Source organism: Corynebacterium hesseae (assembly GCF_037850265.1).
Classification (GTDB): Bacteria; Actinomycetota; Actinomycetes; order Mycobacteriales; family Mycobacteriaceae; genus Corynebacterium; species Corynebacterium hesseae.
Map to the genome: position 1 here is coordinate 142,690 of NZ_CP137211.1, position 23,342 is coordinate 166,031.

Below are 23,342 nucleotides of genomic sequence, written 5' to 3' on the forward strand. Positions count from 1 at the left end.
ACAATTGTGGCACAACCCGACTAATCTGACGAGGTATGAGCCATGACGATCTGTCCTTTGCCATCACCGTTGCCAGTGCCGAAGGCGGCTGGGTGATTCGCCCTTTCAAGGATGACTTCACCGACGTCAACACCTCCATCAAAGCGGTGCGCAACCTGCGTTCCGAGGGGGCGGCATTCGCGCTGCTGTGCGTGGAAGATGATTATTTCGTCGTCGTGCGCCCGGTTCCGGGGGATGTGCGCATGCTGCTTTCCGACGCCACCTACGCCTCCGAAGACGACTTCGCCGCGGATTTCCTGGACTTGCGCGATATCGATATCCCGGATTTGGACGAGGACGAGTGGGAGGACGCCGACCCCTACGGTGACGGCGATTTCGATATCTTCGCTGACCTCGGCCTCGATGAGAACCAGTTGGGCTACATCATCGATAACGATGAGGACTGGCCTTCTGACATGCTCCTGCGCATCGCCGGCGAGCTGGGCTTTGGCGATGAGCTAGAGGATTTCATCGACGGCCTTGACTCGGATGATTCTTAAACCAGCGGAGGGGCTGGTGCGCGCGGAGGCCCGCATGCGCCGCGCCTTAGAGGTCGCGCGCACGACGCCGGCGGGGGATATCCCTGTGGGTGCCGTGCTTTACGACGCCTCCGGAAAAGAACTCGCCACCGGCGTTAACCGCCGCGAGCAGCTAAATGACCCCACCGCACACGCAGAGGTGGAAGCCATCCGCCAAGCGGTGCGTGTGCATGGCGATGGTTGGCGTCTGGAGGGCTGCGAGCTGGTTGTCACCCTGGAGCCCTGCGCGATGTGCGCGGGCGCGATCCAGGCTTCCCGGGTGTCCTCGGTGGTCTTTGGTGCTTATGAACCGAAGACGGGGGCGTGTGGATCGCTTGTCGACGTCCTCCGTGCCCCCGGCGCCCTCCACGTTCCCGAGGTACGCGGCGGTGTGCTGGAGGAGGAGTGCGCGGAGCTGCTCACGGGCTTCTTCGGGGGTCTTCGTAGAAGCGGCGCTTAGCCCCTGAACTGGTTAGTGGCCCCGCAGCCGCCTGGCAATTTGGGTGTAGGCTGGGTGGTCCACGTGAGAGAAGTAGAGAGTAAGGAGAAAACCATGGGTGATTTCGAGAACAAGAAGGACGAGTTCGTTGGCAAGGCTAAGGAAGCCGCTGGCGGCCTGACCGATAACGAGAAGCTGGAGAACGAGGGCAAGGCCGACCAGGTCACCTCCGAGGCTAAGCAGAAGGCTTCCGACGCCGTTGAGGGCGTCAAGGATAAGGCCAACGAGGTTATCGGTAACCTCAAGGACTAATTCCTAGCCTCATCTAGCTGAATCGCTGTCCGCGCCGCGTGGTGTGGGCAGCGATTTTGTCGCTCGGGATGACTCCCGTAATCTGGAACGCGGTGGCGTGTCCGAGCGGCCGAAGGTGATCGCCTCGAAAGCGATTGTTGGGTAACCCCCAACCGCGGGTTCAAATCCCGCCGCCACCGCCAGATCCGGCACTCCAGTTTTTAGCTCTGGGGTGCCGGTCTTTTTGTGTTTTAGAAGCCGGCCCGCCCTCTATCAACATCTCTTTGGAAATCTAGCGCGGCTTGGCGTGCCTCGGGGTCGTGGTCTTCCGTGCGTTTGTGAATCCGCCGGCTCATCATGCCTGCTGGGATAGAAATGAGAAGGATGGCCGCGATGGCAACGATGACGAAAGTAGACATGGGGGTCTCCTAGAGCACTTCAGCGGATAAAACTCTGGTGGGGTAGGGGGTGTCCTGACTCTCTATGCGGGAATACTATGATGTGTAACACTATAAGACGTTGAGGTTGATGAATAGTCTTTCTTTCAGATCTACGTTCTCGCTCGTCTTCGCAGCCGCTGTCGTTTCCGGGTTAGGTGACGGCCTCATCCCGATTACTTTTGCGCTTCAGGCACACCGAGTAGATCCGTCGGGGCGCGGCTTGACGGTGGTGCTTATCGCGCTGTGGGCGGGCCGCTTCGTCAGTTCTTTAGTGGTCCGAAAGCTGCCGTCACCTCACCGGCCAGTGGCCTGGATGCAGGGTAGTGATGTCGTTCGGATGTTGGCGCAGTGGGGACTCGTGGCGTGGGTGGTTGCTCGCGGCGATTCTATTGCTGCGTTCGCGCTCTCAAGCTGTGTGTACGGTTGTGCCTCGTCATTCTTTGGGCCAGCAAGGTTTAGCCTCTTGTCGCAGCTGTTTTCCGATGAGCAGCGCACCCGCGTCAACGGAACCCTGTCGATGCTTGGTGATGTGCTGTTTATCGCCGGCCCCCTCATCGGTACAGCGGCAGTGCTCACCTTGGGATTTAACACGGTATTGCTTATCGACGGCGCCACTTTCCTCGTGGCCATGCTCTTTGTTCTTCCGTTTCTCTCAGTACGTAGCGAACCAGCAGGAGAAAGCTCTAGTAGTGCAGCGGCTGAACTAGAAACGGACAGCACAGGTTCATCGACTTCGAAGAAAACTCCTGCGTCCCCAACGCTCCCGAGCTGGGTCCGGGTAGGACTCGGCACTTGGCTGGTCGCGGCAGTAGTCAACGGCTTCCTGGGAAGTGCTGGCCCTACATGGATTATGAATACTTTCGACGAAAAGTCGTGGGGGTTTATGGCAGCTGCGCTTGCGGTCGGTTCGCTGCTTGGCTCAGCCGCAACAATTCTGAAGGCATTAGATCGGGTGCGTTTTAGCACCTTGCAAATTCTGATGCTGATTCTTCTGGCCGGGCAGATCCTGGCTTTGGCATTCTCCTCTGTCTTCGTGCTCATCGCCGCAGTTGGTGCTGCCGCGTCCTTGTTGATGACTGCGGCAGGCATTGCGTGGGATTCTCTCGGGCAGTCTTTGGGAGATGATGATCTGGTGCATCAGTTCGCAACAAAGGATCAGCTGGTCTTTACCGCCGGTACCCCGCTTGGAATGATTCTTTTCGCGGCACTTTCTTCTCATCCTGGTGTTGCGGCGGTTGCCTTGGCAGCTGCGTTGGTGGTTGCAGCTGTTGCGTCGTCCTTGCCCGTGGCGCGTTCGCCGCGTACTGCAGATATGGCTCAGGCGTAGCGGAGATTGCTTAACTCTCGGCCACGTGGTGGTGTTTTGCTGGGGCGCGTGATGTCGTTAGGGCTTCACAGCCCAACTGGTTAAACTGGTGCACATTCGTGTCCACCACCAAAGCTTCCGCGAGCAATAATCGCGCATGTGAAGGGGAATTTCCGTGGCAAAGCTGCTTTACCACCTAGGCCGCTGGTCTTACATCAATCGATGGAAGGTCATCATCGCCTGGATCTTCATCGTGGCGGCCGCGGGCGGAGCGACCTTGAGCTTGATGAAGCCGATGACCACGGAGTACTCCATCAGCGGCACGCCAGCAATTGACGCCACCCGCCGCGCGGTGGAGCTCTTCCCCGAGAACGGTAACCCGGCCAATGCGCCGTCGGTCAACCTCGTTTTCAAGGCCCCGGAAGGGCAGAAGCTCAGCGATCCGCAGAATAAGGAAGCGGTCGAGGATGTGGTGCACCACATTGCTGAAGGCCTTGATATCCCAGAGGGCAGTCAGCAGCGCTGGGGTAACCCGCTCGACGTATCGCCAGCACTTCAGCAGCAGGTCATTGAGCAGTTCACCTCCATGGGCTTGCCGGAGGAGACCGCGCGGGCGGATGCCGATAACCTGGCCATGGTCAATGCCGATGAGACGATTGCCTACACCACCTTCGACTTCGATGCGGAAAGCCCCTATTCGGTAGACCCCGCGGATAAAGACGTGGTCCATGAGGCCATGGACATCGGCCGTGCGGCGGGTCTGGAAGTAGAGGCCGGCGGCGCGGGCTTCGGTGATGAGATCCAGGTCAATTCGATTTCTGAGGTCATCGGCCTGGCCGTGGCGTTTATCGTCCTGATTATTACCTTCGGTTCCTTGGCCTCCGCGGGCATGCCACTTATCTCTGCGGTCGTGGGCGTGGGCCTGGGTGCGATGGGTGTCATGATCGCTACCCACTGGATTGAGCTCAACAACCTCACCCCGGTGCTGGCCGTCATGATTGGTCTGGCCGTGGGCATCGACTATGCGCTGTTCATCATGTCGCGCTACCGGCAGGAGCGCTCCCGCATGGATGGGCCGGATGCCGCCGGCATGGCCGTTGGCACGGCGGGTTCCTCGGTGGTCTTTGCCGGCGCGACGGTCTTCATCGCGCTCTTCGCTCTGCTCGTGGCGCGCATTAGCTTCCTCACCGCCATGGGCTTGGCCGCTGCGGGCACGGTCTTCATGGCAGTGCTCGTGGCGCTGACCTTGGTGCCCGCGATGCTGGGCCTGCTCGGTGATAAGGCCTTCGCCGGGCGCATCCCCGGCGTGGCCGGCAACCCCACGAAGCGCCGCCCGCGCCGCACGAAAGCAACGATGGGCAACCGTTGGGTGCGCACGGTGCAGCGCGCCCCTGGCATCGTCATGGCTTTGGTGGTGCTTGGCCTCGGAGCTTTGACCGCCCCGGTCCTGCACATGGAGCTGGCCCTGCCGGCGGATACCACGTCCAACCCGGATACCACCCAGCGCAAGGCGGCAGACCTCCTATCCGAGGGTTTTGGCCCCGGCATCAACGGCCCCTTCCTGGTGATCGTGGATGGCGCCAACGCCAACCCGGAATCCGCGGCATTGCAGCCCTATATTCAGGGCCAAGAGGGCGAAGAGGACGAGCAGAAGAAGGCTGCGCTTTCCTCCTTCATCTATTCCGTGCAGCGCCTGAACCAGGTGGGCGGCGTCAAGCACGCCCAGCTGGTGGGCGTGAGCAAAGACATGAAGTCCGCGCAGATCATGGTCAGCCCCACCACAGCACCGACGGATGAGGCCACGATCGGCACCGCCTCCGCCTTGCGCACCGCCAGTGCGGAGCTGGAGGATGCCACCGGCGCCGAGATCGGCATGACGGGCCTGACCGCGGTGCAGCTCGACATCACCGAGCGCCTTGAAGGGGCGATGGGGCCGTACCTCGCCATCGTTGTAGGCCTGGCCATTATCCTGCTCTTGGCAGTTTTCCGCTCCATCTTGGTTCCGCTCGTGGCGGGCCTGGGCTTCCTGCTTTCCGTCGGCGGTGCCTTTGGCCTGACCGTGCTTGTGTGGCAGGACGGCCTCACCGGCCTGGTGCCCGCGCCGGGCCCGCTGATTTCCTTCATGCCCATCTTCCTCATCGGCGTGACCTTCGGCCTGGCCATGGACTATCAGGTCTTCCTGGTCACCCGCATGCGCGAGCATTTCTCCCGCTTCCCGCAGGGCAGCGGCGGGCAGTACAGCAAGTACAACGCCAACGACGAGGCCACCATCGCCGGCTTTACCGCCGGTGCCCGCGTGGTCACCGCCGCGGCCATCATCATGATTTCCGTCTTCGTGGCGTTTATCAGCCAGCCCCTGCCCTTCATCCAGATTTTCGGCTTCGCGCTGGCGGCGGGCGTGCTTTTCGATGCCTTCTTAGTCCGCATGTCGCTTGTCCCCGCCACGATGTTCCTCATGGGTCACACCACCTGGTGGATGCCGAAGTGGCTGGACAAGCTGATCCCGCAGCTGGACATCGAGGGCACCGCACTCGAGGAAGAATGGGAGCGCAAACACGCGGCAGCATCCCGTGAAGCAGAGGATAAGGCAGCGCAGCCCGTAGAATAGTTCCCTATGACTCACCCTAAGCCGCAGCTTGAGACCGATCTTTCCTTCGACGTGAAGAAGGAGCTGGACTTGAGCGGTCCAGCACAACCGGGAAAGCACGGCCGCACCGGCGTTATCCATACCCCGCACGGTGATATCCAAACCCCGGCCTTCATCCCGGTGGCCACCAAGGCCACGGTGAAAACGCTGACCCCGGAACAGATCCGGGCCACCGGCGCCCAAGCCATCCTGTCCAACGCCTATCACCTTTACCTGCAGCCGGGCCACGACATCGTGGATGAGGCCGGTGGCGTGGCTACCTTCGAGAACTGGCACGGGCCGACCTATACCGACTCGGGCGGATTCCAGGTCATGTCCCTGGGCGTGGGGTTCAAGAAGGTCCTGGCCATGGACGTGGCGGAGCTGACGGATTCTGATATCCGTGCGGCGAAGAAGGAACGCATGGCACAAGTGGATGAGGACGGTGTGGACTTTAAGTCCGTCATCGACGGCTCCTCCCACCGCTTTACCCCGGAGGTCTCCATGCAGATTCAGCATGGCCTGGGCGCGGACATCATGTTTGCCTTCGATGAGCTCACCACCCTGGTGGATACCCGCACGTACCAGGAGGAATCCGTGGAGCGCACGCGCCGCTGGGCGCAGCGCTGCCTGGATGAGCACGACCGCTTGACGCTTGCTCGCGGTCCGCAGAAGCCGCGCCAGTCCCTGTGGGGCGTGGTGCAGGGCGCGCAATACGAGGACCTGCGACGCCAGGCCGCGCGCGGGCTGGTGGAGCTTTCCGATCGCGCCGAGGCGAATGGCCGTCGCGGCTTCGGAGGCTTCGGCATCGGTGGCGCGTTGGAGAAGGAGAATCTGGGAACGATTGTGGGCTGGGTGTGCGATGAGCTGCCCGTCGATAAGCCCCGGCACCTGCTGGGCATTTCCGAGCCGGATGACTTGTTCACCGCGGTGGAGGCGGGTGCGGATACCTTCGACTGCGTGGCGCCGACCCGCCTGGCGCGCCGCGGTGGCGTCTACACCCTCGATGGACGCCTCAACCTCACTAATGCGCGTTTCAAGCGCGACTTTGCTGGCGTGGACGAGGAATTCGGCGGTTACGTCTCGGAGAACTATTCCCGTGCCTACATCCACCACCTGCTCAAGGCCAAGGAATTCCTAGCGGGCACGCTGTGCACCATCCACAACCTGGAGTTCATGATCCGCTTGGTGGATAACATCCGGGCGTCGATCGACGGCGGCTATTACGAGGCCTACCGCGATGAATTCCTGGGGCGCTATTACGCCAAGTGACCGGTGACGATGACGTTGTACTCCAAGTCAGTAGCGCCGTCGACAGCGCAGGCAATGAGTACGATGCGCCCGGGAACCTCGGTATTCATCAGGTCCGCGTCGCTTCCTAGCTGTTCCTTGCCCACCAGGAAAGCGTTATCGACAATCCACTCGCGGCCCGCACCACCCTCAGAGGTCATGCGGATGTGGGAGCCGTTGAGGACGGGCGTCGCAAAGCGCTGTACCTGCGCCCCGTCGAGGCCCTCCACGGTGGTGGGGTTGCTCAGATCGACGTTGGCGGTGACCACCTCGGAGAAGGGGTTGAACACCAGTTTCTGCTGGCCCCAGGCATGGCCCAAGACGTAGGTGGTGCCCTGTTCTGCCGTGGCGGGTGACTCACCCCAGTCTTGTACCCAGCGCACCATGGTCTCCTGTGGCCCAGCGGGGTTGAGGGGCAGGACGAAGGGCATCGAGTCATAGGTCGCGCCCGTGATGGTGGCCGAGCCTTCCATCTCAAACGTACCGGTCAGTGCGGGTGACGGGCCTTGGTTGAGCGGCGGCGGGGTAGGGGTGGTGCTGGGCGCTGCGCTTGGCGACGCCTCACTGCTCACCGTCGTGGTTTCCGGTGCCGCGTGGCTCGTCGTTGCGGACGACGTGGTGACTTCCTCTGTACCCGAGCACGCCACAAGATTGAAGGCTGTGGCCAGGCCAAGAATAGGGAGGAGGGGAGTTCGTAGATGCTTATGCATCGTCGATGTCCTTTAATACCTCATCAAGATTAAACCGCTCGCCAGAATCCTCTGCCATTGCTGTGCGCAGTTCCTGAAGGTCGTAGTAGTCTTCGACCCGTTCCAAAAGTGCTGCACGGGCTGAAGCAGATTTCGGACGGCCTTCACATGCAGCCATTTATTCTCCTTTGCTCTTGTGAATGCATCGTATTACGCAAGTTGGGTGAAGGGAAGAGAGAAATAGACCCCCTCAGCACAGTGCGTGCCAAGGGGGAATTCGGGACGGGTTGCTGCTACTTAGACGGCGCTGCCGTAGAGGTTTCGGCCTCGGCGATAGGTGCGTAATCCTCGCGGCGCTTAACCCAGGAGATAACCAGCGTGGTCAGCGGAAGCATGATGACCTCGCAGGCGGTCTTCCAGAGGAAGCCCACGATGACGTAGTTCAGGAAGCCACTGAAGGAATCGATGCCGATGACGGGTGCTGCGATGGCGCAGAACAGCAGAGTATCGCCGAATTCGCCGACGACGGTGGAAGCAACAAGGCGGCCAATGAGACCCTTTTCGCCGGTGCGGGCCTTCATCTTCACCAAGGTGAAGGAATTGAGCAGCTGGCCCACGAGGTATCCGGCTAGGGAGGCGGCGAGAATCTGCGGCACGAGGCCGAGAGTTGCTTCGAAAGCTTCTTGGCCTTCGTAGAAGTCCGCGGCGGGCAGCCAGATTGCAATGTAGAAGGAGACTGCGGCCAAAAGCGCCATGGCAAAACCGATGTAGACGGCGCGGCGAGTGGACTTGAAGCCGTAGCACTCAGAGAGGACATCGCCCACGATGTAGGCGAGGGGGAAGAGGAAGAAGGCACCATCGGTGATGAGTGGGCCGAGTTGGACGCCTTTCGTGGCGTTGATGTTCGAGATGAGGAAGGTAACGACGAACACCGAGACCAGCCACGGGTACAAAGTGGAATGTACCGGGATGAATCGGATGCTCTCGCCACCGTTTGTGGTGGTTGCGGTTGCCGATTGAGTTGTCATGGCACAGCATTTTTCCACGAAACTAGGGGAACTAGAAATAGGGAGTTTAATTCGGTTCACGCGGGGAGCACTCCCTTGCCCGGCGGTTCCTTGGGAAAAGGCAGCGGAACAGGTTGTTTCATTGCCGTGGTTCCAGCGCTTCGCCCATCAAAATCTGCAAACTGGGCAGAAAAAATGCACGTAGTATGGCATTCTTTTGCTTGCAGTGTTTTCGTGTTCCCTGAACGTTTCCTGTCTATTGTGCCGCGGTGCGTGCTCGAAGAGATTCGGGGCGTTCGAAGTCCGAGGCTCGTGACAGGCATGTCGTGTCAGGGGGTGCGACTACCTTGGTTTCTAGTCCTTAGAGCTTTCCGGCTGATCTTCTACCTTCTGCGTCGCTAGATGGGGGAGGCACCAGGTTTGCCGGTGGCCCAACTTCGTACAAGGGAAGGTCATCGATATGACGTTTGGTTCCCCAGGCTCCTCACCACAGTTTGGCGGGCGCCCGCCCCAAGGTGCTAACCGGCCAGGTGCAGGATCCGCACCTAGTTCTGGCTCCGGGTTTGGCTCGCCCACTGGGGCTGGGGGCTTCGGCGGTTTTGGCGCCCCGAATCCTTCCCAGAATCCTGCGCAGAAGCCCTCTCCGGGTTTTAACTCCGGTTCGGGCGCGGGCGGCTCCTTTGGCGCGCCGGGCTCGCCGGATGGTTTCGGTGATTCCTCGCCCGCGCCGGATTACCGCCGTCAGGTGGCAACACCGACGAGCCCAACGAAGGGGCCGTGGCCGCTGCTCATTGCCGCTGGCGTATCCGCGGTCATCGCGCTGATCCTGTTGATTCTTGCGCCGCTGCTCGCCGCTCCGACGGAAGGCCTTTTCTTCGGCCTGGCAATCGGGGGATGGCTCTTGGCTGGAATCGTGTCCTTCATCCTCTTGGGCTTGTACACGCTGAAGAACACGCAGCGCCAGGCTGAGACCTTTTATATTGAGGATACGACGCAAACCTTGCTCTACCGCGTCATTATGGGTGGAAGCTTTGTCCTTGTCATTGTTGCTGCGGTGGAAATCGCCTTCTACGTAGGAAAGGCGGTTGGCGTCTAATGAAGAAACTCACTCGTGCACTTGCCCTATCCGCGGCGGTGACTATCGCTGGATTCGGTGGCAGCTTAGGCGCGGTAGCTCAGGATGCTCCGCCGCCTCCGGAAGCTCCTGAGGCCCCAGAAGCCCCAGAAGCTCAGCCGGAAGAGCACCCTGAGGGAATCGGTTCCGAATCCTCGCTCTCTGAGGTTTCGCAAAAGAACCTGTCCGATTTCGGCTCCTGTATTGCCAGCGAGAAGTCTGCGGACTTGCTTTTTGTTCTTGACCAATCAGCGTCGTTGGTGGGCTATGAAGGCTCTCAGCCGACGGACGCCGATGCCTTCCGCGTCGATGCCACGGGGGACATCGTGAAGCAGCTGGCACACCTCGGGGAAGATAACGGCGCAGACATCAACGTGAAACTCGCCGGCTTTGGTTCTGACTATTACAGTGATCCGGCCGAGTACGGCGGGTGGACCAATATTTCCGGAAACGGTGATGCCCTGCAGAGCGAATTGGACAAGTTCCGCAAGGAGGACCGCGTAGCGGACCTCGAAACCAACTACGGCGCGGCTTATAAAGGCGCGTTGAAGGAACTGGCGTCTCACCAAGGAAGTAGCTGCCGCGGCATCGTGTTCTTTACCGATGGCAAGTACTACACCGACGCCGAAGCCAATGACCTTCAAGGTGCACAGGACAAGCTGTGTGAGGTCAATTCCTCTGTTACTGCGTTCCGTAACTCCAATATCCGCCTCTTTAACGTGGGACTCGTTCCGGCGGCGGAAGCCCAGGACCAGGTCCGCCAGCTCACCCGCATGGCGGAGGGTGAAGACTGCGGCCAGGGTGCCCCGAACGGTGCATTCTTCGACGCGGGTGAGGACCCGGCAGCGCTGTTCGCGGCCTTCCGTAACCTCATCCCCACCTCGGGTGGCGTGACCAAGGACGGCAACTTCAAAGACCAGTTTGATTTCGTCCTCGATGACTCCGTATCCCCTGTGCGTTTGTCGGCGGTACCGAAGAACTCGGTGGGTGAGGACGATCTCATCCCAACTCTGACTGGCCCCGATGGCGAAACCGTGGAACTCAAGCCGGATACCACGAAGGTTGCCGGTGCGAAGGTCTCCGTGACGGAGAACAACAAGCTGCCGGGCATGGTCGATATCGCGATGGAAAAGGACGGCGATTCCTGGGCAGGAGCGTGGACTTTTGGCTACAAGGTGGCTGAGGGGACCGAAGGCGAGTACCTCGCATCCGTTGTCATGGTGCCGGGCCTTAACCTGGACCTCAAGACGGAAGATGGCGCCAAGGTAGAAGGCGGCATCAACTCTGACCAGGTTTTGAAGGGACAGTTGGTTGATGGCCACGGCGAGCCCCGTGCGCTGGAGGGCCAGGGAACCCTCCATGCGGAGTTCGTGCCGGAGGATGGTTCCCCGGTTACCCTCGTGGACAATGCCCCCATCACTGATGGGCAACCAGTAGACATTCCGCTGGAGAAGGTGGAAAACGCAGCATCCGGTCAGCTCGTGACCCGCGTGGAAATCACCACTAAGGACACAGGTGAGCGCCCGGGTTCGAAGCTGGACCCCATCAACGCGGAAACGCCGCTGACGGTTACCCCGGTCAATATGCCGACGGTGGGCTCGGCGCAGACGATCACCATGACGGAGAAAGAAGTTACTGTCGACGTCCCGGTGACCGGCCCCGGCAAGGTGTGGGTAGCAGACCAGACCGTGGATTCCGCTGACGGGATGCTGCCCTCGGGAGTTCCTGCCGTTGCGGTGAGCTCCAAGCACAACTCGGAGGATTCCGCGCTGGAGCTCTCCAGGGACGAAAAGGCGACCATCCCGGTGACGTTGAGCGTTGAAGAGATGGCGGACGGCCCGCTGCGCGTGGATCCGGTGATCAACCTGCAGTCTGCTGAGGATAACCAGCAAATGGAGCTGCCGCTGACGCTGCAGGGTTCCATGACTGCGCCACTGAGCAAGTCCGCTTTCGGCCTCTCCTTTGTCCTCGCGGTGTTGCTTGCACTGCTGATTCCGCTGGCCATCTTGTACCTCATGAAGTGGGTTAGCGGCCGTATTCCGGAAAAGCCCCGAATGTTTGCGAAGACCATCCCGGTACGCCGCGAGGGTGCTAACCTCGTGCGAACCGACAATGGCCGCCCGTTCGCGGTGTCCAAGGAGGAGTTCCAGGGCGCTGTTCCGGTAGAGACCACCGGACGCTCTGCTCGCTTGGGCAGCAACGATGTCAAGGTAAAGATGGGGCTGAGCCCGTTTACCGCCGCCCACGTGGAGGTCCAGCGCGATGGCACCATTTCCGGCAAGGGCAAGAAGTCCGGCTGCCGGGCAGTTCTGCCGCTTGCGGTGCAGAACACGTGGTTCTTCGTGGGCAACGAGAAGGACCGCGATTCCGGTGAGATTGTCATGACCATCGATACGCTGGCCCAGGCCAGCGCGTATGACGAGATGTCGAAGGAGATCAGCCGCCAGGCCCTGCAACTCTTTGGCCAGGTCGAATTCCCTGCCGAGAAGCCCGACAAGGCACAGACACCGCCGCAGTCCGGCCAACCGGGGCAGCCGGTCCAGCAGAACCAGCCTGGCTCCCAGCCGCCGAGCGGTCCGCCGCCGCAACGTGGACCGCAGCAGGGTGCTCCGCAACCTGGTGGATTCGGCCAGTCCCAGCCTTCCGGCCCGTCACCTCACGGCCAGCAAGGGCGTGCGAACGGGCCGGGACGCCCCGGCTTCGGCGGAACGCCAAACGTTGGCGGTGGCACTGGCTTTGGTGGGGGCTCTGGCTTTGGGCAACCAGGCCAGCAGCGCCCGGGTAATCCTGGTAACCCTGGTACCAACGGCGGCTGGCCCCCAAGCCCGGGATTCGGCTCCCAGGGCTAAGCCGGTAGAGCAGTACACAACAGCCATAAACAGCACAGAAGCGAACCTCCCCTTCGAAAGGTAGTTAAAGATGAAGAAGTTCCTCGTCGTCGGTTGCGGTGGCTCCGGCGCCAAGACACTGGCGTTCATGATGGATCAGCTCAAGGCCGAGCTGCGAAGCATTGACCCGGACATGACCGAGCTGCCCAAGGCATGGCAGTTCGTCAACATCGACGTGCCGCTCGAAGAGGAGGCTGGACCGCAGAAGCTGCCGAATGTTACCCAGAACGGTGGTCACTACGTAGGCATTGGTGCCCGCCAGAACTACAACTCCTTCGACGAAGGCGTGTCCAGCACCTTGGGCCGTGCCGGCAAGCTCGGTGAGATTGCAACGTGGGCCACCCGCAATCCTTCCACCAACGACGTGAAGCTGGCTGACGGTGCCGGCCAGTACCGCGCGATTGGCCGTATGCTGACGCTGCCGAATCTCAAGAAGATCCGCCAGTCGCTTAAGGAAGCGGTGGATGAGATGTTCACGCAGGAGGCAATCCAGGAGCTCAACCGCCTTAACTACAAACAGACAAAGCTGGATTCCGATACGGGTGATTCCCAGCCGGTCGTCCTCGTGGTCTCCTCCATGGCAGGTGGCGCGGGTGCCTCGATGTTCCTGGATGTGTGCCGCGTGCTCACCACCATCCCGAATGTGAACCCACAAGGCACCCTCATCTTCATGTACACCCCGGAGATCTTCGCCGATAACAAGGCGGATGACATGGCCGGTGCATGGCCGAACTCGCTGGCTATGTTCGGTGAGGTCGTCGCCGCGCAAATGGGTAATGCCTATGAGCATGACCGCGCCATCTTTGAAGCCTTTGACATGGGCACCCCGCCGGAGGGGCAGACCTTCGGCCGTATTTTCCCCATCGGTTCCAAGATGGGTACCACCAGCGCTCGTTTCGGCGATGGTTCCGCCATGTCCATCTATCGCGGCCTGGGCCGCGCGTTGGCGGGGTTGATGGCTTCCACCAAGGCCAGCGATAACCTCGTGTCCTACGCGCTGACTAACACTCCGGCCGGTGACGGCGGCCGCCGCTTCTTCGGCTGGGATCGCCCAGACGGGACGCCGTGGGGTCGCCTGCCCTGGGGTTCGCTGGGTTATGCCCAGGTTTCGATGGGCCGCGACCGCTTTGCCGAATACTCTTCCCAGCGTCTTGCCCGCAGCGCCTTCGAGCGCCTCTTCAACGGGCACCTCGACCCGCAGAACCCCGAGGCCGGTGAGATGCAGATTGCTAAGAAGCTGGAAGAGCGGCTGCCTAACGCTTTTAGCTCTATGACGCTTGATCCCTCCTGGGCACAAGGCGGCCAGATTGATAGCGGCAGCGTATGGAATTGGCTCAACAGCGTCTTTGGTGGCCAGGCCCAGCAGGCCGCGGATAGTGCTGCGAAGCACCTGCAGAACTTCATTCCGGTGGGCCAGGGCCGTAACGTCAACGAATGGCGTGAAGAGTTCGAGGGCAACATGGCCGATCCCCGCAATGAACAGGCCATCGCATCTGTTCTGAACAATGCCGCCTATGACATTGTTTACCGCTACGCCAACTTCTTCAGCGATGGTGTCCTCGCCACCGTGGAGTCAGAGCTCGCTGCGGTGGGCGTGCCCTATGTACGCGAGATGCTCTCCAAGATCACGGACGTGCTCACCAACTCCGACCGCCTCCTGCCGCGCCTGTCTGAGTACTCCGGCTACTACCAGAACACCCGTGTGCTGGCGAAGCCAGAAGGCGCGGACCCTATCCTCAGCCCGCTGACCGGCAAGGGCCAGATGACGGACCCGACTCCTACGGTCAATGCTCTGATGGGCCTGTACTTCAACCAGTTCTACAGCTACGCGCTCATGGCTATCGCGCATCTGCTCAAGGATGTCCTGCAGGACTACGCCGATGAGAACCTCTTCCACCTCAAGCGTGAGCTGGGAGATGCCCACGCGGTGCTGGAGAAGGCCGTGTCGAAGCGCCCGGAGACCAACAAGTTGGCTGACGTCCGCACTGACGAGGTCAACTCGTGGCCGACGGAGCTCGATGAGGTCGTGGAAACCCGCTTCAAGGGCGCCGAGAACGAAATCATGCTGACCGACGTCAACAGCTTCATCTCGGACTACCGTGACCAGATGCTGCGTACCATCCAGGGACAGCAGTCCACCTCGGATGTCACCAACTACGAGCAGGCTTATCCTTTTGCGGTTCGTGCGGTCATCTGCGGTGAATGGGAATCACTCGATGCGGCCCAGGCGCCGAATGACACCCTGGCCCCGCAGAAGCGCACCAATGATGCTTACTCCAACCGTGCTGGCTGGGTGTCCAAGTACCTCTCGCGCCACCCGCAAAGCGGTGAATCCCGCGAATCCCAGCGCGCGCACTACCGCGCCAAGATTCGCCCAACTGATTTGCTGGAGCGCTCGCGCCAGTGGATTAATCGCCGTGATTATGAGTTCCAGAAGTTCAACTCGGTGGATCTGCGCCGCTACCTCACCCTTACCCCGGATATCAACGAGGTCGAGCACGCGCAGCGTCAGCGCCGGTTCGTCGAGGCATTCCAGCTTGCGCTGAGCTATGCCCGCCCCTTGGCTGCCGTCAACGATGACATGGTTCAGCGTATCCACGGCAAGTCCGTGCAGTACACCTACTCCTTCTCCGATATCCCGTTTGCGGAGCTGGGCTCTGCGGAGACCGGCATCGCCTCCCAGCTGGAGTCGGTGCTCAGCCGCCCGGAGATTGACGGGCCTTCCACGGTGGCTCTGCGCAACTCGCTGAACATGTCGGACCATGTGCAGCACATCGAGATCTTCGGTTCCTACCCCAACTACTCGCCGATCGTCTTCTCCTCCATGTTTAACTACATCGCCAAGGACATCGAGAAGCAGGACAATTTCGACGGTTCCTGGTGGTCGGAGCGCCGCACCCGCCCGCTGCCAGCAGCCCTGCCACTGACGAAGACGGAGCGCCAGGCCATGGTGGCCGGCTGGATCATCGGACGCATTACCGGCCGCGTCTACATTTCCAACGCCGATGCAGCCAATGCGGCGGCCCACATCTTCGATGACACGGATGGTGGCGTGAATGGTTGGGTTGATTTCCCGGATCCGCTGCTTATCTCGCCGCGCCGCATGATCAAGAAGTCTGACTGGATGCCTTCGGTTTTGGAGTCCATCTTTATCGCCTACGCGAAGGTGCAGGAAACCGGACACTATGGTTTTGCCTCTTCGCTCTACCCGTACCAGCTGTTGCGCGGGCTTTTCGACGACGGCCTAGACTTCGCCCACTCCGGTGCGTCCACGCACCCGGTGGTTCACCGCCTCGCGCAGTTCTTGGCTTCCGGTGAAGCCCCGAACCGCGGTGTTATGGGTACCTCCATCCAAGACCGCTATGAATCCTTCGTGGAGGAGCTGGATAAGTTCGCCCGCGGTGCGGACCACTTTGTGCCGGGCCACACCAACTCCTTGCCGGGACAGGGACGTAAGGAAAAGCCCTTTGCGGAGATACGCTCCCGCGAGGTCGCCTCGCATACGCCGTACTACCGTGACTTGGCGCTAGACGTCATCGAGATGGTCCCGGTCATCCGCAACTACCTGAATCAGGCCAAGACGGTGGCGGAGAACCCCGTCGCCCAGCCTGCCCCGCAGGTGCGCAGCTCCGATTCTGGCTTTGGCCAGGACCTCGCTCCGGAATTCAACCTCAACGACCTGGATGACACCTTCTAATGACGAACGTAATTATTTTCGGACACGGCGCCACCGCGGATGACATCCGCTCCCGCCTTTGTGACTTGCGTGCGGTCGGCCTCCTGCAGGACTTCCTCTGGATCGACTACGCCCACCCCACCAGTGGAGCTGTTGTGCGCTCCTTTACGGAGGAGGGCACGGCGCGCTTGTCGACGCTCGACGAGGCCCTCCGCAGCTTCAGCGGGGACGTCCTCCTCGCCACCATTGACCCGATGGATGCGGAACAACCGCAGGACGTCGACAAGCTCACGGAGTGGGTCGGGGCCGTCGACCAGCGCCTGATTCAGGCCTCCAACCTGCGCGTGCGCCTGTTGTTGTCAGCCCTTCCGCGCGAGAGTGTGGACATCGCTCCGTTGCAGGGATGGAGCAACCTCGTGCTCTCCCCAGAAGAGGGCGGGACCCCGGCCTCCTCGCGCATTCGCCCGATCAAGCGCACCGCAGATGGCTTCGAGCTTGCCCAGTTCGCAGCCCCGGCCGTAGCCAGCATCTTTGGTTTATGGCGCGGGATGCCCGAGCCTGCGGTGTTGGATCCAGAAACTCACCGCGTCATCGAAACAGGAGACCGGCAGCGCTTCCGTCTGGTGCGCGCCTTCCACCGCACCATCGATGCCAGTGATATCGAGGACAAGGTCAGGAAGGCCGTCTTCGATCCCAGCCAGCGCTTGCCGCAACCGCAGGTCAATAACATTTCGCGCGCCGTGCACTACGCCAATCCGGAACAGCTGACGGATCAGTGCGCTCAGATGTTCATCAACCAGGAGATTTCCCCGTTGGTGAGCACCCCGACTGCCTATGAGGAGCTGCAATCTCACAAGGTCAGCGGCTGGGCGGCGCTGAAGGATAATCTGCGCCTGTACTGGTCTACTGTGGTGGGCAAGCCGCAGGATTGGGTCGAGGGCCAGCGCGGTGCGATGAACAAGAACGCCGCCACCTTCCTGCAGAAGATGCTCTATGGCCAAGACTCTAGCGTGGAGGTTGTCTTGGCTGGGCACTCCGGCAAGGGTAGCGGCGCAACGAGCGTCGACGAGCTGCGTCAAGCCAGTGAGCACACCATGCGAGTCGCCCGGGAACAGCACTTTTCCTTGGGCCAGGAACCGCAGCTCTCGCGCACGTGGGAGGCCTACCACGACTACGCCTTGGGGCTTGTCGACGGTTCCTGGCGCGACAGCATCGATACCAAGGGCCTGCGCAATAACCAGGGCAACATGTACATCGTGCAGTACGGTGGCCAGTCCGTGCAGGATGTCAGCGCTTCTTTTGAGGGCTTCCATCCGCTCATGACCAGCACGTTGGGCTATGCGCACGAGTCCCAAGCAACCGTCGCGCCTTTCGATCCGGTAGGCGCTGAGCGTTTTGCCGCCGACATCGAGTACACCAGCCAGCAGACCCGCAATGAAGCGGTCAGCCGCAAGAAGCACGAGTTTGCCTCCTGGCGAGCGAAGAACAGCACCACCTTCGCGTGGAAGGTAGGCCAGGGCCTCTGGGATAAGCTGGGGCACGCCCAGCAGAAGTACCGCGACGCGCACGCCAAGGCGCGCGAGCTGCAAGAACTGGCCAATAGTTTCCAGGCGCGTGATTTCAACGCGGAGAACAAAGCACTGACCCGGAAGCTGCGCACGATGTGGATCGTCCTCTTCGTGGTGCTTGCCCTGATGACCTACATGGTGGCTGGCCGCTATAACCCGGACTTGCCGCTAGGTGAGTACCTGCAGTGGTTCGACTGGCCGTGGTACGTCGTGGGCATCATCGTGGCTGTCCTTCTTTTCCTCGTGTGTTCTTGGGCGGTCTTTACCAAGGCACAGCGTGAGATCTTCGACTACGTGCAGCGGCGAAAGCTGCTGAACCGCAACCAAGAGATCGCCGCTCAGAATCTGGCCACGGCCTCTGCGGAGATCTCGCGCATCTCCAACGCCTATAACCAGTTCCTGAGCTGGTCGGCGCTGTTGGGCCGCGCGATTTACGCGCCCTTTGGGCGTAAGGAAACGTCGAGCGATCACCTGCGGACGCCGCAGTCGGGTCTTCCGGAGAATGCCCGCATTGCCCAGGCCGTGCTCAACCGCGACGATGCCGTGCGCATGACGGATGAAATCCGCTCCCATATTTTCCAAACGGAGTGGGCACACCGTTCGCTTAAGTCACTGCTCGATGACATGAATGACACCTTTGAGCGCAACCGCACCGGCCACTCGGCTGTGGCCCTCAATGAGATGTGGGGAATGGCTGGCCTCGGCTCCAGCACTGCGTTGGATAACCTGTCCCGCAGCCTTGACCACCCCTACATGCAGGACCGCGATCACAAGCAGCAGGAATGGCAGAAGGTCATCACGGATCCGCGCATGACCCGCAGCTTGCAGCAATACCTCAGCCGTGTCACCTTCCGCGAGGAAGGCGGCAGCCGCGTTCAGAGCACCGCTGAGTTCCTCGACGGCATGAACCAGGAAAAGGGAGCCCTCCAGGCTTTTAGCCCGAATGCGCTTACCAGCGCCGGTGGCGCTGAAGGGTATACCGAAATCGATGGCTCCCGCACGCGCATCGTCGAGGTAGACAGCCAGACCGCGCTGACCAGCCAGCTTTCGCGCTCTGTGACGGTGGTGCAGTACGGAAAGATCACTGACTTCAAGTACCTGATTCCCGACGCGGCGTCGAATGCCCCGTCCTTTGTGAATCCTGCGGATCTTTCACTCGACGACCTGGATGACATGGACCACATGGGCTTTAAATCGCCGGTGCAGGGAGATAACCAAGGACCGACTACGCAGCCGCCGTTTGGTCGGCCGGAGGCACCGGACCTCTCAGACCTCGACGAAACTTTCTGACGAGACCTCCTTAAGGAACGTTGATGACACACAACCCGAAACCTTCGATCGCGGATATGCCGCTGAGCGAGCTTAAGTCCCTGCACCAGCTCAAGCGCGTGAACGCCGATGATGTGCGCGCGGCCGTATCGGCGCCGTTTAGGCAGTTCGCCGAACAGATTGCCGCCGCGTATAACGGCGAAGAGGTGGCCCACCCAGAGCTGAGCGCACAGGCGCGCAACGCAGTGGCCCAGGAAGAGCGTGCCGCGCAGGAGCGCGCCGAACGCGAGCGTGCCGCACAAGCTGAAGCGCAGGCCCGCCAGCGGGAACAGACACAACGTGCCGCTGCAGCTAGTACCGCAGCACGTGGCGTGGCACAGGCAGGCCCCACGCCTCAACCAGAACCGGCACAGCCAGCGGCACAGCCGCATGATTTCTTCGCCGAGTGGGAGGCACTGCAGGCCGAGGAAGAGCAGAAGACCCAGGTCAACGAAGAGGACTACATCACTATCCCGGGCTTTGGGATTAAGGCGGAGTATCAGTTCCGCCAAGACCCGAACTGGGAAGCTCCCGGCATCGAATTTGAAGTTGAGGTGCCGCAAGAGGACGCGCTGGCGCAGGATTCCAACGAGGACTTTGGCTATGGCATCGAACCAGAACCGGAGCCGGAGGACAACGACCTTCGCCATCCGGTGCGCCTGTGGTGGCCCGAGCTTGAGCACTCGCCGGAAGAGGTGGTGTTCTACCGGGTTGTGGCCGATGATTCAGAAATGGTGGCCTCCCCGGATGCCGGTGACACCCTCGTTTACACAAAAGGAACTGCCTACCGTGATCACACCCCGGGCGAGGCAGGTCTGCGCCACTACGCGGTGTGGGCGTACAAGGGCCGGGATCTTCGCGAGCTCATCAATAGCCAACCGGTATTCATGGGAGACACGGGCGTGGTCTTCCCACCGGTGAACGTCCAGGTATCCACCATCAAGGGAGCCATCCAGGTGTCCTGGGACCTGCTACCGGGGCACTCGAGCGCCATGGTTTATGCCTGCCGGGACAGCGAGAAGGAAAAGCTCTCCCCGCGTTTCGAACAAGACGTGGATAGCAGTGGGCGCAAGGCCACCATTCCGGTGCAGGAAGCCGGGCAGACTGTCGTCATCTCGTTGCTGGGCCAAGCGGAGTTCCACGGCGCTACTGAGCAGAGCCAGGACGAAGTCGCCGTCCAGCGCTCCGTGAAACTTGCCAGCGAGCTGGAGAAGCTGGAGCTCTCACGCTGTGAGCGCCGCAGCGAATACGGACAAGACAGCATCGAAGTTGATTGGTACTCGCCCAAGACCGGCGAGGTAAAGATCTATCTGACACCCACCGCCCCGCAGGCGGACCTTCGCACGTCCGCAGTGCCAAAGACGTACGTCGAAAGTGCGCTATCGAGCGCCATCAGTGAGACCCGTGGAGTGTCTGAACCGGGCTCTTTCCAAACCACCACGGTGCCGTGGCCGCCGGATTGGTACGAGGTCTACATCACCCCGGTGAACTTTAACGACGCGGATGCCTGGGTGGGCGAATCCAAAGTGCTGCAGCGTGTGCAGTCCATTGAGGATGACCAGTTCCGTCTCATCGAGCGCGTGGACAGCCAGCTCATTACATTTGATTGGCCGAAGGGCGCGACGGCAGTGGAGTATTCCACTAATCGCGAGCACGATCAGATCCGCGAGGAGGATTACGACCTTCAAGGAGGAATCCGCCTGCACCTCGATCAGCACGGCGATACCGTGCGCCTGAAGCCTTATGCAGTCTTCGCGGGCAAACGCACTGAGGGCGATGAACGCGTGATTCAGTACGAGGGCCTGCGCCCAGTTACCTATGACTTTGAGGTTGATTACGCTCAGGGCCAGGTCGGGGTGTTTCTCTGGAGCTTGGGCAACGGCGACAAGCGCCAGTTCTCCTGCCAGGTGGTCTACCGTGCTGACCGCCTGCCGCTCTTCCCCGAAGACGGCGAGGCACTCGGCATTGTGGAGACCAACCTGCAGAGCACCACACACGTGGCTCAAGGACTGGGCCCGATGCGCGGGCAGTACCCAGATTTCACGGTGTCAGTTGGCGAGCGAATTCAACGTAGGGGATTCATCCGTCTGTTCGCCGTCGAAGGCTTTGATAGCCAGGTTGATACCTCTTTCGACAGCTTCGGCGGTGAGGACGTCTTTAGTAGTTTCTCAGAGAGCTACAGCGATGCCTCCTCCACGTTGAGTGCATTGGATAAAGCCGTGGTGGTGGAAGGCGATGTGTCTTACAAATTGATGCTGCCCCCACCCGTGCAGAACCAAGCTCCCAGCTATGACCCGCAGTACGGCCAACAAGGATATGAGCCCAACGCTTATGACCAGCACAACTATGGCCAGGATTATTCTCAAGACCAGTACTTCCAAGGAGGCCAGTAGTTATGGGCGGTGCCTTTAGCTATGCATCTTTTTCCCGCGCCAATGGCCGTGCCGGTGGTTGGGGAGTGGGCCAGAAGGCCGGCGATATTACCCAGGAGGAGCTGGCTGAGCTGGTGTCCTTCGTGCCGACTTCGCTCAACAATGGCATGACGATACCGGATTTCCCTTCCGCCCAGCAGCGTGCGGAGCTGGTCCGCCGCACCGCGGTTTTTGCTCTCACTCCTGAGGCGGAAAAGTGGGTCACTATGGTCTCCGTCCCCGCAGGCCTAGATGCGACAGGCCGCGGCGGAAACGTCTTCACCTACACGTCCATTTCGCGCACGGGCACTCCGCCAGCGCCGGCGACGGTCCTGTTTTCTCCCGATATCCCAGCGCCTTTTTCCATCTACGAGGTGGACAAAGTCCAGATTCCGGAAAAGATCTCGGCGCGCGGTCCGCTGCACTCGGATGTGTTGCTGGAGGAGTTTCTGGATGGCGAATTCCGTCGCCCAGAAAAGCTGCCCGCACCGTTTAAGGCGGTAACCCCGAACCCCAACCCCACCTTCAATCGTGCGTTGGTCACCGCCATGGCGACGGTTTTGAATTCCCGCAATGGCCTGGTGATTCTCGTGGCGCCTGATAATCAGGCGGCGCTGTGGATCGCCGCCACCGCCCGCGAGGTGAGTGAAGATGGTTTCGGGTTCTCCACTTTTGAGAAGGCCGCCGCCATCAACGAGTTTCCGCTGAGTACGTCCACCATGCTCGTGGTACCGCCTAGCGAGAAGCAGCGTCTTAAGGAAACCGCGATCCCCGGCAATCCAGTCGTGTTTGCACTTGATGAGGCCCTGCCCGATGTCAGCGCGTACGAAGCACGTGCTGCGGAAGAAACTGAGGCCGTGGCCCCGGAGTCGCAGCACGAGCAGACCGAGCAGCGCACGGGTGCAGCACAGGAACCGGAAGAGAGCGCTGCAACAGCCAGCAAGCCTGAGAAGAGTGCAGCACTCAGCTTCGACGACTCCTGGGGCGAAGACCCAGCTGATTTTGGAGCGCCTATCCCAGACGCCTCGCCTTTTGCGGCCCCGGGTCATGGCCCTGCGGGTATTCCGCCGAATCCCCTCGATACCCCCGCGCCGAGTACGTCGCAGGAGAACCCTTTCGCCACGACAGTAGAAACGGCGCCGTCGCCAAGTGCAGAAGCCGCACCAGCAGCTGAAGAAGCACATCCGCAGCCGGCAGCGGCATCGGGTGGCAACGCCAATGTTCCTGGGCTCAGCGCCGAGGAATGGCATAGGCTCAAGGATTTCGATCCGCGCTGGTGGATCGAGCACCTTGATACCAACCGCGGACGCGCCATCCAGTTGGCTTACCTCGACAGAAACTCGTTGGGTGAGGGGCTGGACAAGTTACTGATGTCCGCAATCGTTGCCTCTTGGGTGTTCTATTTCCCGCGGGACTTCAACCTCCTAGCAGAGGATGCGCTGCGGCTCTGGGAGGACCGCGAGCTCGAGCACATCGCGCACCTCACCGCAATGCACTTTGCGGGAACATTCGTGCCGGAGCATTGCGAGCGCTATGCCACGGGGCGCGTCGCCATGGTGCTGGACCGCACGACACAGTTGCTCGCGGAGCGCTCGGCGCGCGCGCAGCAACAACCCGCCCCATCGCATTTTGCACAGCACACAGCGTGGCAGCACCGTGGAGCAGTTCACGGAGGACCAGGCGAACACGGTCGAAACATGGGATTCCACGGAAGGTAAGAGAAGGGAAGAAG

16 protein-coding genes and 1 tRNA gene are annotated in these 23,342 nt (G+C 60.9%); 13 read left to right on the forward strand and 4 right to left on the reverse strand.

What is annotated here, in order from left to right:
* The first annotated feature begins 35 nt into the window (after positions 1–35).
* From R3O64_RS00770 to R3O64_RS00785, 4 genes are all read left to right on the forward strand, one after another.
* Positions 36–539 (forward strand): tRNA adenosine deaminase-associated protein, encoded by a 504-nt coding sequence (locus R3O64_RS00770; protein WP_070524567.1) that lies wholly within the window; start codon positions 36–38, stop codon positions 537–539.
* Positions 540–573: 34 nt separating this feature from the next.
* Positions 574–1,017: a nucleoside deaminase gene (locus R3O64_RS00775; protein ID WP_070562493.1), complete on the forward strand. Its 444-nt coding sequence runs from the start codon at positions 574–576 to the stop codon at positions 1,015–1,017.
* 93 nt (positions 1,018–1,110) lie between these two features.
* Positions 1,111–1,308: a CsbD family protein gene (locus R3O64_RS00780; RefSeq protein WP_046648854.1), complete on the forward strand. Its 198-nt coding sequence runs from the start codon at positions 1,111–1,113 to the stop codon at positions 1,306–1,308.
* 91 nt (positions 1,309–1,399) lie between these two features.
* Positions 1,400–1,490: transfer RNA gene (locus R3O64_RS00785), tRNA-Ser, on the forward strand.
* Between the two features lie 48 nt (positions 1,491–1,538).
* On the opposite strand, the gene R3O64_RS00790 is transcribed toward R3O64_RS00785, so the two are convergent.
* Entirely contained in the window at positions 1,539–1,706 is a 168-nt protein-coding gene (locus R3O64_RS00790; protein WP_167595823.1) for a hypothetical protein, read from the reverse strand.
* A 109-nt stretch (positions 1,707–1,815) separates the two neighbouring features.
* Between R3O64_RS00790 and R3O64_RS00795 the strand changes: the two genes are divergently transcribed.
* The 3 genes from R3O64_RS00795 to tgt all read left to right on the forward strand — a co-directional run bounded on the left by R3O64_RS00795 (position 1,816) and on the right by tgt (position 6,931).
* On the forward strand, positions 1,816–3,054 hold the full coding sequence (locus R3O64_RS00795) for an MFS transporter (protein ID WP_339017124.1): 1,239 nt from the start codon (positions 1,816–1,818) through the stop codon (positions 3,052–3,054).
* A 154-nt stretch (positions 3,055–3,208) separates the two neighbouring features.
* Complete coding sequence (locus tag R3O64_RS00800; protein ID WP_070683144.1) at positions 3,209–5,641, forward strand: MMPL family transporter; 2,433 nt, start codon at positions 3,209–3,211, stop codon at positions 5,639–5,641.
* 6 nt (positions 5,642–5,647) lie between these two features.
* Positions 5,648–6,931 (forward strand): tRNA guanosine(34) transglycosylase Tgt, encoded by a 1,284-nt coding sequence (tgt, locus tag R3O64_RS00805; protein ID WP_070533844.1) that lies wholly within the window; start codon positions 5,648–5,650, stop codon positions 6,929–6,931.
* On the opposite strand, the gene R3O64_RS00810 is transcribed toward tgt, so the two are convergent.
* From R3O64_RS00810 to R3O64_RS00820, 3 genes are all read right to left on the reverse strand, one after another.
* Positions 6,919–7,659: a sortase gene (locus tag R3O64_RS00810; RefSeq protein ID WP_339017125.1), complete on the reverse strand. Its 741-nt coding sequence runs from the start codon at positions 7,657–7,659 to the stop codon at positions 6,919–6,921. The two genes, tgt and R3O64_RS00810, sit on opposite strands and share 13 nt — an antisense overlap.
* Positions 7,652–7,816, reverse strand: coding sequence for a DUF6290 family protein (locus R3O64_RS00815; RefSeq protein ID WP_154762325.1), 165 nt, complete (start codon positions 7,814–7,816; stop codon positions 7,652–7,654). Before R3O64_RS00815 ends, R3O64_RS00810 begins: the two co-directional genes overlap by 8 nt.
* A gap of 115 nt (positions 7,817–7,931) precedes the next feature.
* Complete coding sequence (locus R3O64_RS00820) at positions 7,932–8,666, reverse strand: queuosine precursor transporter (protein ID WP_070562472.1); 735 nt, start codon at positions 8,664–8,666, stop codon at positions 7,932–7,934.
* Between the two features lie 439 nt (positions 8,667–9,105).
* On the opposite strand from R3O64_RS00820, the gene R3O64_RS00825 reads away from it, so the two are divergent.
* The 6 genes from R3O64_RS00825 (at position 9,106) to R3O64_RS00850 (ending at position 23,328) form a co-directional block, all read left to right on the forward strand.
* Positions 9,106–9,741, forward strand: a complete 636-nt coding sequence (locus tag R3O64_RS00825; protein WP_239248745.1) for a hypothetical protein — start codon at positions 9,106–9,108, stop codon at positions 9,739–9,741.
* Positions 9,741–12,608 carry a VWA domain-containing protein gene (locus R3O64_RS00830; protein WP_339017126.1) on the forward strand — a complete coding sequence of 956 codons (2,868 nt, stop codon included), beginning with the start codon at positions 9,741–9,743 and terminating at the stop codon, positions 12,606–12,608. The genes R3O64_RS00825 and R3O64_RS00830 overlap by 1 nt, the downstream gene beginning before the upstream one ends.
* Positions 12,609–12,678: 70 nt before the next feature.
* On the forward strand, positions 12,679–16,344 hold the full coding sequence (locus R3O64_RS00835; protein WP_339017127.1) for a tubulin-like doman-containing protein: 3,666 nt from the start codon (positions 12,679–12,681) through the stop codon (positions 16,342–16,344).
* On the forward strand, positions 16,344–19,181 hold the full coding sequence (locus tag R3O64_RS00840) for a hypothetical protein (protein ID WP_144014291.1): 2,838 nt from the start codon (positions 16,344–16,346) through the stop codon (positions 19,179–19,181). Before R3O64_RS00835 ends, R3O64_RS00840 begins: the two co-directional genes overlap by 1 nt.
* 23 nt (positions 19,182–19,204) lie before the next feature.
* Positions 19,205–21,592 carry a hypothetical protein gene (locus tag R3O64_RS00845; RefSeq protein WP_339017128.1) on the forward strand — a complete coding sequence of 796 codons (2,388 nt, stop codon included), beginning with the start codon at positions 19,205–19,207 and terminating at the stop codon, positions 21,590–21,592.
* A gap of 2 nt (positions 21,593–21,594) precedes the next feature.
* Positions 21,595–23,328 (forward strand): hypothetical protein, encoded by a 1,734-nt coding sequence (locus R3O64_RS00850; protein ID WP_144268856.1) that lies wholly within the window; start codon positions 21,595–21,597, stop codon positions 23,326–23,328.
* Positions 23,329–23,342: the final 14 nt, after the last annotated feature.